The 9,501-nt window shown below is 55.2% G+C and carries 7 protein-coding genes; 3 read left to right on the forward strand and 4 right to left on the reverse strand.

From position 1 onward, the window contains the following. Positions 1 to 114: 114 nt before the first annotated feature. The 3 genes from PN477_RS03540 to tkt all read right to left on the reverse strand — a co-directional run bounded on the left by PN477_RS03540 (position 115) and on the right by tkt (position 3,302). Positions 115 to 288 (reverse strand): hypothetical protein, encoded by a 174-nt coding sequence (locus PN477_RS03540; RefSeq protein ID WP_272121988.1) that lies wholly within the window; start codon positions 286 to 288, stop codon positions 115 to 117. Between the two features lie 96 nt (positions 289 to 384). Then, positions 385 to 1,128 (reverse strand): Uma2 family endonuclease, encoded by a 744-nt coding sequence (locus tag PN477_RS03545; RefSeq protein ID WP_272121990.1) that lies wholly within the window; start codon positions 1,126 to 1,128, stop codon positions 385 to 387. Positions 1,129 to 1,295: 167 nt separating this feature from the next. After that, positions 1,296 to 3,302, reverse strand: coding sequence for a transketolase (gene tkt / locus PN477_RS03550; RefSeq protein WP_272121992.1), 2,007 nt, complete (start codon positions 3,300 to 3,302; stop codon positions 1,296 to 1,298). A gap of 335 nt (positions 3,303 to 3,637) precedes the next feature. Between tkt and PN477_RS03555 the strand changes: the two genes are divergently transcribed. From PN477_RS03555 to PN477_RS03565, 3 genes are read left to right on the forward strand one after another with little or no spacing between them, the layout of a single operon-like run. Then, positions 3,638 to 4,771: a DegT/DnrJ/EryC1/StrS family aminotransferase gene (locus PN477_RS03555; RefSeq protein ID WP_272121994.1), complete on the forward strand. Its 1,134-nt coding sequence runs from the start codon at positions 3,638 to 3,640 to the stop codon at positions 4,769 to 4,771. A 44-nt stretch (positions 4,772 to 4,815) separates the two neighbouring features. After that, the gene (crtB, locus tag PN477_RS03560) at positions 4,816 to 5,760 is read left to right on the forward strand and encodes a cyanoexosortase B (RefSeq protein ID WP_272121997.1); all 945 of its coding nucleotides are present in this window, start codon (positions 4,816 to 4,818) and stop codon (positions 5,758 to 5,760) included. Then, positions 5,760 to 6,485: a cyanoexosortase B system-associated protein gene (locus PN477_RS03565; RefSeq protein ID WP_272122000.1), complete on the forward strand. Its 726-nt coding sequence runs from the start codon at positions 5,760 to 5,762 to the stop codon at positions 6,483 to 6,485. Before crtB ends, PN477_RS03565 begins: the two co-directional genes overlap by 1 nt. A 253-nt stretch (positions 6,486 to 6,738) precedes the next feature. Here PN477_RS03565 and PN477_RS03570 read toward each other — a convergent pair whose 3' ends face one another. Then, positions 6,739 to 8,757: an elongation factor G gene (locus PN477_RS03570; protein WP_272122002.1), complete on the reverse strand. Its 2,019-nt coding sequence runs from the start codon at positions 8,755 to 8,757 to the stop codon at positions 6,739 to 6,741. Positions 8,758 to 9,501 lie beyond the last annotated feature (744 nt).

The raw sequence follows: 9,501 nt of genomic DNA on the forward strand, positions 1-9,501 counted from the left end.
AATGTATTGAAAATTAAGGACTCGCTGTCGCTCGATTTGTTTGTTGGTGCAAATTCATCTCGCCACTCAAAGGCACGTCCGCCGTTACCTTCGGTAACTCTACTCGGACTCGCTTTATAGTGGGAGTCTTCTTTGCACATTTAAGATAAAAAATTGGGTGGATCGGCGAAAGAATCCTTGGGCTTGGGCGGATTGGGCCAGGGATGGAGCGGCGATCGCCACCCCTCCGAACCCCAACAATCCTGCTAAGAATTTGCGCCGCCGTAGCCACCGGATAGATTGTTTCATGATTCAGATGGATGAGGAACGTTGCAATAGTTTTACGATTGAGCAGATGGTATGAGGTCTACGGATGAATGGGCATCAAGAATATGGCGTTGCAATTTAAGGTTCAAGAATACTATCAGGATCAACGCCGAGTTCTAGGAGTTTAGCGATCAGTTTTTGATTTTTAGCCTGCTCCTGATTCGCCCGTTGGCGTTCTTGTTCGGCGCGTTCTGCACCATTGAGGAGTAAATGACCCTCCGCATCCCACCAGCGCAGCCACGGTAAATCCATCCCTTGATAGACCCCCGGCCAAATGCCCAACTCGACCCCTAACTCTTCAATGGGAAAGTGGCCGCGCTCATTCGCCGGGAGGGGTTGGTATTTATTTTTCTGGAGGACATAGACATCAACGTTGGCCTTGGTGACCTCATAAATGGCGTAGTAGGTAGGACGAATTGCTGTTTCGTAGACCCAAAATTTACCCGTCCAAGGGGTGCAATCGCGCTCCTCTGCCCCCGTCCCAGACACAAATTCGATCACAATTTGCGGGGGAATAATTTCCTGCCAGATCACATAGGATCGGCGGGCTTGTCCATCTAAAGTGGGCGGCACATTACCCACATAAAACCAATCCGGTGCTTCTGCCCCCCGTTGGGGTGGATCGGTCAGTCGCCAATAAATACCGCTATCTTGACCAATACAAAATTGACCATCGGGATGGACTTGCTCTAATACCGGATAAATCGAGTCCGTGAGGAGAAGACTTTGGGGGTGTTCTTGAAAGTTTTTCACGAATGTGCCATCCTCACACGGGAGTTGATTGTGATCCGGCAGGGGAGTAAACGCATCGATCGCAGTCATGGGGTAGCGGGTTGATGGATTTGAATAGACCCATGATAACGTGGGCCTGAATTGATCACCAGTGACTGCAATTTGATCCAGAATGCAAATTAAAAGAGGGCGGATTTAATAAATCCACCCTCTTTTTTAGGGAGCGATCGCAGTTAAAAATTAACCGAAATTAACAATTAACCGAGAACCGCTTTCGCTTTCGCCACCACGTTTTCAACGGTGAAGCCGTATTCTTTCATGATTGTGCCGCCGGGAGCCGACGCACCGAAGCCATCGGTTCCGATCGAATCACCGGCAGAACCGACGTAGCGAGCCCAGCCGAAGGTCGTACCGGCTTCCACAGACAGGCGCTTGGTGACGGCACTGGGGAGGACGGATTCTTTGTACTCGGCACTTTGCTCTTCAAAGAGCGTCCAGCAGGGCATCGAAACGACGCGAACTTTCGTGCCTTCGCTGCTGAGTTTTTCAGCGGCTTCCACACAGAGGCTCACTTCAGACCCTGTGCCGAGGAGGAGGAGATCTGGCGTACCGTCGCAGTCCACCACGACGTAAGCCCCTTTGGCCACAGCATCAACGCTGGTGCCGGGGAGGTTGGGGACGTTTTGACGGGTGAGGGCGAGGGCGCTGGGGCGTTTCCGACTTTGGACGGCCACTTTGTAGGCCCCGGAGCATTCTTTACCGTCGGCGGGGCGGAAGGTGAGCAGGTTGGGAATGATGCGCAGGGATGCGATCGTTTCCACGGGTTGGTGGGTGGGTCCGTCTTCACCGAGGGCGATGGAATCGTGGGTGAGGACGTAGATCACACCGGCTTCAGAGAGAGCCGAGAGGCGCATCGCACCGCGCATGTAGTCGGCGAACACCAAGAAGGTGGCGCAGTAGGGGATCAGCCCGGAGTTGTGGAGAGCGATGCCGTTACAGATGGCGGCCATGCCATGTTCGCGCACCCCGAAGCGGAGGTTGCGGTTTTCAAAGCTGCCTTTTTGGAAGTCGCCGGAGCACTTCAACTCGGTGAGGTTGGAGTGGGTCAAGTCCGCTGAACCGCCGATCAGTTCGGGGAGGTTCGGGGCGAGGGCGTTGAGGCAGGTTTCGGAATGTTTCCGGGTGGCGAGGGATTTGTCTTCGGGGCTGGGGGTGGGGAGGTCTTTGTCCCACCCTTCGGGAAGTTGACCGCTGAGGAGCCGTTCAAATTCGGCGGCTTCGGCGGCGTATTGGGTTTTGTATTGGGCGAAGGCGGCTTCCCAGGCGGCTTGGTCGCTAGCACCGCGATCGACGGCTTTGCGGAAGTGGGCCAAGGCATCGGCGGGCACTTCAAATTCACCGTAGCTCCAACCGAGGTTTTCGCGGGTGAGTTTCACTTCGTCGGGGCCAAGGGCAGCGCCGTGAACGCCGGCGGTGTCGGCTTTGTTGGGGGAGCCGAAGCCGATGGTGGTGGTGACTTTGATTAGGGTGGGTTTGTCGGTGACGGATTTGGCGGTTTCGATCGCGTTGGCGATCGCATCTAAATCCGTATTGCCATTTTCCACATGGATCGTATGCCAGCCATAGGCTTCAAACCGAGCGCAGACATCTTCGGTAAAAGAGATATCCGTCGAACCATCGATGGAAATATGGTTGTCATCGTAAAGGGCGATCAGTTTCCCTAAACCCCAGTGACCGGCGAGGGAGCAGGCTTCACCGGAAATCCCTTCCATGTTGCACCCATCACCCAAAATTGCGTAGGTGTAGTGGTCTACGATCGTGGCATCGGGCTTGTTGAATTTAGCAGCGAGGTGGGCCTCAGCAGCGGCCAAACCCACGGCGTTACAAATCCCTTGGCCGAGGGGGCCGGTGGTGACTTCTACGCCTTTGGTTTCAAAGTTTTCCGGGTGGCCGGGGGTTTTAGAACCCCATTGGCGGAATTGCTTGATGTCGTCAATGGTGACGCTGTCGTAGCCGGTGAGGTGGAGCATGGCGTATTGCAACATGCAGCCGTGACCGGCGGATAATACGAAGCGATCGCGGTTGAACCACTGGGGATTTTTCGGGTTATAGCGCATAAAGCGATCCCACAGCACAAACGCCATCGGTGCTGCACCCATGGGCAGTCCGGGGTGTCCGGAATTCGCTTTTTGGACTGCATCAATGGCTAAAAAGCGAATCGAATTAATGCAAAGTTCTTCAAGAGATTGACTAGCAACAACCATATTGTCTAATGATAGGATGTGAGTAAAACGACGGCCTGCCAGGCCAGCATCGGGCTTGAGCAGTTGGGACGGGATCGCCTCAATGCCAAGTCTTATCATCCCATCTAGGGATCGCTCTCGCAAGGGTTTATTTAGAATCCGCTGAGGTGGGAGATCACTGTGGCGGGGCGGCTTGCAACAGTTCATCCAGGGTCACGAATGCCCTGATTAGCCTGAGACGAAACGGGCGGCGATTGGAGGGTTGGGCTGAATATTTGGCGATCGCCGCAAAATCGCAGTACAACGGAGGAGCGGGTGCTTCCTGATTTTGTGTCTTTCACTACCGATCCTCATCTATGTCTTCTATTCCGTTTGTGGATCTCTCGTCTCAACATCAACCCCTCCAGGCTGAGTTTGACCAGTGCTTGAGTACCTTGATCGCCCAAGGTGCATTTATCTTGGGGCCCGATGTCGCTCAGTTTGAAACGGCCTTTGCCGCCGCATCGGGGTCAGCCCATGGGGTGGGGGTGGCATCGGGAACAGATGCGATCGCCCTCGGACTGCGGGCCTGCGGCATTGGCCCCGGCGATGAAGTCCTTGTCCCCGCCAACACCTTTATCGCCACCTTGATCGGTATTCTCCGCACCGGAGCCACCCCCGTTTTAGTTGATTGCGACCCCGACACCGCCCTGATTGATCTCGATGCCGCCGCCGCAGCCATCACCCCCCGCACAGCGGCGATCGTCCCGGTGCATCTCTACGGCCAAATGGTCGATCCCGATGCCCTTTGCACCTTGGCCACCGCCCATCATCTCCTGTTATTTGAAGACGCAGCCCAGGCCCACCTTGCCCAGCGAGGGGGACGCACCGCCGGGAGCCTGGGCACAGCCGCCGCCTATAGTTTTTATCCCAGTAAGAACCTGGGGTGTTTTGGGGATGGGGGGATGGTGATCACCGCCGATGGGGCGATCGCTCGCACCGTCCGCACCTATCGCAACTATGGGGCCGCTGAAAAATATCTCCATAGTGAATGGGGAACCAACAGCCGTTTGGATAATCTCCAAGCGGCGATTTTAAACCGGAAACTCCCTCACCTCAAGGATTGGAACGCTGCCCGCCACCAAGCAGCGCAACGGTATGATGCCGGCCTCGCCCCCCTCGCTTCCCACGGCATTCGTCCCCTCGTCAATGTCAGCGGAGCCGGGCATATTTATCACCTCTACGTGATCCGCGTCGATACAACCGCACGGGTGAATCGGGATCAATTGCGCGATCGCCTCACCGCCCAAGGCATCCAAACCGGCATCCATTACCCCATTCCCTGCCACCTCCAACCCGCCTATCATCACCTCGGCTATCAACCCGGTGACTTCCCCAACGCCGAACACCTCGCCCAATCCATCCTTTCCCTCCCTATGTACCCCGGCCTCACCCCCCACCAAACCGAAACCGTCATCAACGCCATTCAGCAGGCCGCCACGGAGTCCTAACCTCCGCTTGATCTGCCTCGATATCGTCCTTCAATCCTGATCCTATGACTGACACCCTCACTCCGATCCACGATCGCCAGCACCCCTGGTTCTACGGCCTCCTTCTGGCCTTGTTAACCGCCCTCTATGCCCCCCTGCTCTGGCATTGGGTCGATGGCTGGCTGAATAAAAGCATCAGCATTGAGCATGAATACTTCAGCCATGGCTTAATTGGGTTGCCCTATGCCGCCTACCTCGTTTGGGACTATCGCAAAAAATGGCGCAGCCTCCCCTCCGTTGCTCACCCGGCCGGATTCGGACTCTTAGGGCTGGGGGCTGTGCTGTATCTGGGGGGAACGGGGGAAATGATTGGCTGGTCATTGCCCGTGGTTTTAACGGGCCTGTGTTTAAGTTTAAAAGGCATGCCCGGCCTGAAATTACAAGCGTTTCCGCTGCTCTTTGTCTGGTTTGCCACCCCCAATGCCATCCCCTATCTGCTCTCAGCCTCTACCCTGCCCCTCCAAACCCTGATCGCGGGAACGGCTGGCTTTATTCTTCAGGTGTTGGGGGTTCCGGATGTCTCGGTGTCAGGCATTTATATCACGGTGCAAGATCATTTGGTGGAAGTGGCTCCCTATTGCGCCGGTTTAAAAATGCTGTTTACGAGTCTTTATATTGGCGGGATTTTGTTGCATTGGACGGGCACTTGGCGATCGCGCCCCAAAGTTCTCAGTTTCTTCGCCGGAACCATTGTGATCAGCGTCCTGATTAATATTTTGCGCAACACCATCCTCACCTACCTCTACGGCATGGGCCATTACAACGCCTTCGACTGGACGCACGAAGGCCTCGGTGGTGACTTGATCTCTCTGGTCATGCTGCTTTTGGTGATCGTGTGGCTCGATGCCATTGAACGGATCACGAACTATTATCAGCAGGGCAATGGGGGCGGCATCATTAACTATGCGGGCCTGTTGCCGGGTCAATCCGATCGATCGGGACGGTCTTAATGGTAAAGCTCAAGCAAGTGAAACAATCCCCCCAGTACCCCCCTCGATCCCGTGGGGTGATTACCGGGGTATTGCTGGTGATGCTCCTGGCTGGGTTCATCCTCAGCAGCAGCGGCCAACGGTTCTGGCAGGAACCCCCGCCCGTGCCAAATTTGGGCGCGTTACGGGAACTCCGCAATACAGGCATTGATGTGCCGGGCTGGAAAAGTCCCGACCAAGCGAAGCTGCGGGTGGGCAGTCATGATTGGTCTGTGCAAACCATCGAAGTGCCGGGGCAGCGGGTGGGGTTGTTAATGTTGTTTCCCCAAACGGGGCCGAAGGAAACGCCGGGGGTGGAATGGTCTGATGTGGATGGGTTTTATCAGTGGCAACCGGACAAGGTGCGATCGCTCACCTTCCACACCGCAGACCCCGCCGCCACCGTCCAGGCCCGCATCTTCATCGCCCGCGACTCCGAAAATACTCGCGTCGTCACCTCACGGCAAACCGTAGCCGTCGCCCAATGGTACGCCTTTGCCGACGGGGGGCATTTTTCCACAGCCCAGTGGTTTTGGCGCGATCAATGGGCCCAGTTACGGCATCAGCGTGTGCCCTGGGTTGCCGTTAGCCTGCGTCTGCCCGTTGATCCAAGCAGCACCCTTGACGATGTCACGCCCCAGGTGATTGAACTCTCCCAAGCGATTCAAGCGAGCCTGATGGCGTTGATGAACCAACCGACGGGTTAAATCGGGGCAAGGGATGATGCGAGGCCCCAACCTAACCCACCTGGGGGATTAGACACAAAAAAGAGACGTGGGGAAATACGTCTCTTCTTTACATTCTCGTAATGAATAAAATTCATTAAGGGAAGGAATTACTTAGACCTTAACAATCCTTGCGGCGAGTTGACAACATTTCGTTACATTTTCAGTATTCTTGCGGGTAACGGTTGCGCCACAGCAGGGAAATCCGTCTGTGGTTTCCCTGTGGACATGAGGATTAAGCCTCGTCTGCTTTGGCGAGAACGGCATCGCGCACTTTATCGGGGACTTCTTGGAGGTGATCCGGTTCCCAGTGGAAAAAGCCCACGCCGAGAGTGAGCGATCGCAACTCCACAATAAAATTCTGCATCTCCGCCTGGGGCAGGTATGCCGTCACATTGTCCCAATTTTGCCAGCCGTCGAGGGCTTCATAGCCGAGGATCTGGCCCCGTCGCCCACTCACCAACTGCAACACCTTCGCGGTGAACTCATTGGGAGCCGCCACCTTAATCGTCAGCACCGGCTCCAACAGCACCGGGCTACAGTTCGGCATCCCCTCCGTCATCGCAATCCGCGCCGCCTGCCGGAACGCCTGCTCTGAACTGTCCACACTGTGGTAAGACCCATTACTCAAATTCACCGCCACATCCACCACGGGGAAGCCTAACGGCCCTTGGTTCAGGTACTCGCGCACCCCCACTTCCACCCCCGGAATATACTGCTTCGGCACAACGCCCCCCACAATCGAATCCGTAAATTGGAAGCCCGCGCCCCGTTGCTGGGGTTGAATATCGAGGAACACATCCCCAAACGCGCCATGGCCGCCGCTTTGGTGCTTGTAGCGACCGTGGCTGGTGGTGGCTTTGCGGATCGTTTCTTTGTAGGGAATTTGGGGGAGTTGGGTGGTCATCGGCAGGTTGAACTGACGTTTGAGGCGATCGAGGGCCACCTGAAGATGAATTTCACCTTGACCCCAGAGGATGATTTCGCGGGTATCGCCGTGCTGTTCCCAATGGAGGGAGGGGTCAATTTCGATCAATTTATTGAGCGCACCGCTGAGTTTTACCTCATCTTTGCGATGTTCGGGCATGATGGCGAGGGCATAGACGGGCGCGATCGCCGTCGCCGTCGGTAACGCTTGCGCCGCACCACTGCTTAACGTGTCGCCAGTTTGGGCCGTTTCCAACCGCCCCAACGCCACCAATTCCCCCACATGGGCCGCATTCACCGGGTTTTGTTGACTGCCCATCAGGTGATAGATGCCGCCGACGCGCTCACCATTCAAGGTCATGCCGTCGGTGATCGTGCCTTGCCAAATTCGCACCAGGGAGAGTTTACCGCTGTTGCCGTAGTAAGTTTTCAGGACTTGGGCGATCGCATCCCCATCCCCCGTCGTTTCCAAGCCGCGCCGCTGGGCCGTCACCGTCGGATCAGGGGTTTCCCGCACCAGGGCATCCAACAAGGGCCGCACCCCATAGTCCTGTTCCGCAATCCCTAAAAACACCGGCACAATCAAATCCGCGCTCAAATCTTGCTTCAGATCTCGCAAAATTTCATCCTTCGAGGGCGGGATATCTTCGAGCAATTCTTCGAGGAGATGATCGTCAAATTCCGACAGGGTTTCGAGCATTTCCTCGCGGGCGGCCTGTTCTTCGGCTTGCAGTTCCGCCGGCAGTGGAACCGGATCAGCCGCCTGCCCCGGATGGTAGTGATAGGCCTGTTCGTCGATCAGGTCAATATAGCCGATTAAATCCGTATTCTGGCGGATCGGGTATTGTTGCGGCACGAGGGGCCGACTAGAGACGGATTTCAACGCCTGGAACAGATCCATCACACTGTCACGGCAGCGATCGAGCTTGTTGATAAACACCAGATGGGGAATTTCCCAATCATCTAAAACCTTAAACAGCGGCGCGAGGGTGAGCACCTTGGCCACATCCGCTTCACAGACCACGATCGCAGACCCCGCCCCCACCAGCGCATTGTAGGTATCTTGGGCAAATTCAATCGATCCTGGACAGTCTAAGAAATTCAATTCCGTCTCGCCGTCCGTGGTACTGGCCACCGACACTTCCACACTCATGCTCCGTGCCTGGGCTTCGGGGGTGCTGTCACTAATGGTGTTGCCGTCTTTAATGCTACCTTTGCGGGCGATCGCACCACTGACCGCCAAAATACTTTCTAGTAAGGTCGTTTTACCACTGGAATAGGGGCCAACAATGGCCACATTACGCATCCGGTCAAGATTTCTAGTCATAGGAATACCCTTGGATGAAACGAGGGTTGAGGATGAATTAGACCACTGAGAATCAACCGTTTACCTCCCCAAACCACCGTTCCTAGAGAGTGAGTCGCCCAGTCTGCAAACCCTAAAAGCAATGATGACGAGAGCCAATGAATGACCGTAAGCATCTTTAGCAATCTCAAAGGTTTTATGGCAGGCAAGGGGCTTAAGCCCCTTGTTGATGAAGTCCAAGACTGAGAAGTGATTGAGGATTGCTCGGGATTAGTGAGGGAGTGATTGCAATGGAATTCAACCCCAGGATGGATATGCAAACTTAAACAGTTGCATACTTTGAGCCTATCGTGTTTGAGTTGAGAATCACCATTTTGATCCCATCTTTTAAGGTAAAGTTTAGGTTCGTTAATGTCCTGTTACGGGTCATTGAATTTTGGTCAAAAAATGTAACGGAATTACGACACCGATCGCGCACTGTGCCATCTCGCTTGGCGCTCTTGCGCCTGCGATTGATGGGGATTTTTAGATTGGCCGGGCGAGGATGTCAATGGGAACGGATCGGGACTGCGGTTTAAGCTTGGTTGACTGACTTGATAGCCCTCACCCCCAACCCCTCTCCCTCTGGGCTACTGCTTATACACAAACTGCTCTTAACGATGTTCACCTTCTCTCGATCCCCCCTAGCCCCCCTTAAAAAGGGGGGAACGCAAAAAAGTCCCCCTTTTTAAGGGGGATTTAGGGGGATCAAACGCAGACGAGGCC

The sequence above is a fragment of the Spirulina subsalsa CS-330 genome (assembly GCF_028330765.1).
GTDB classification, from domain to species: domain Bacteria; phylum Cyanobacteriota; class Cyanobacteriia; order Cyanobacteriales; family Spirulinaceae; genus Spirulina; species Spirulina subsalsa_A.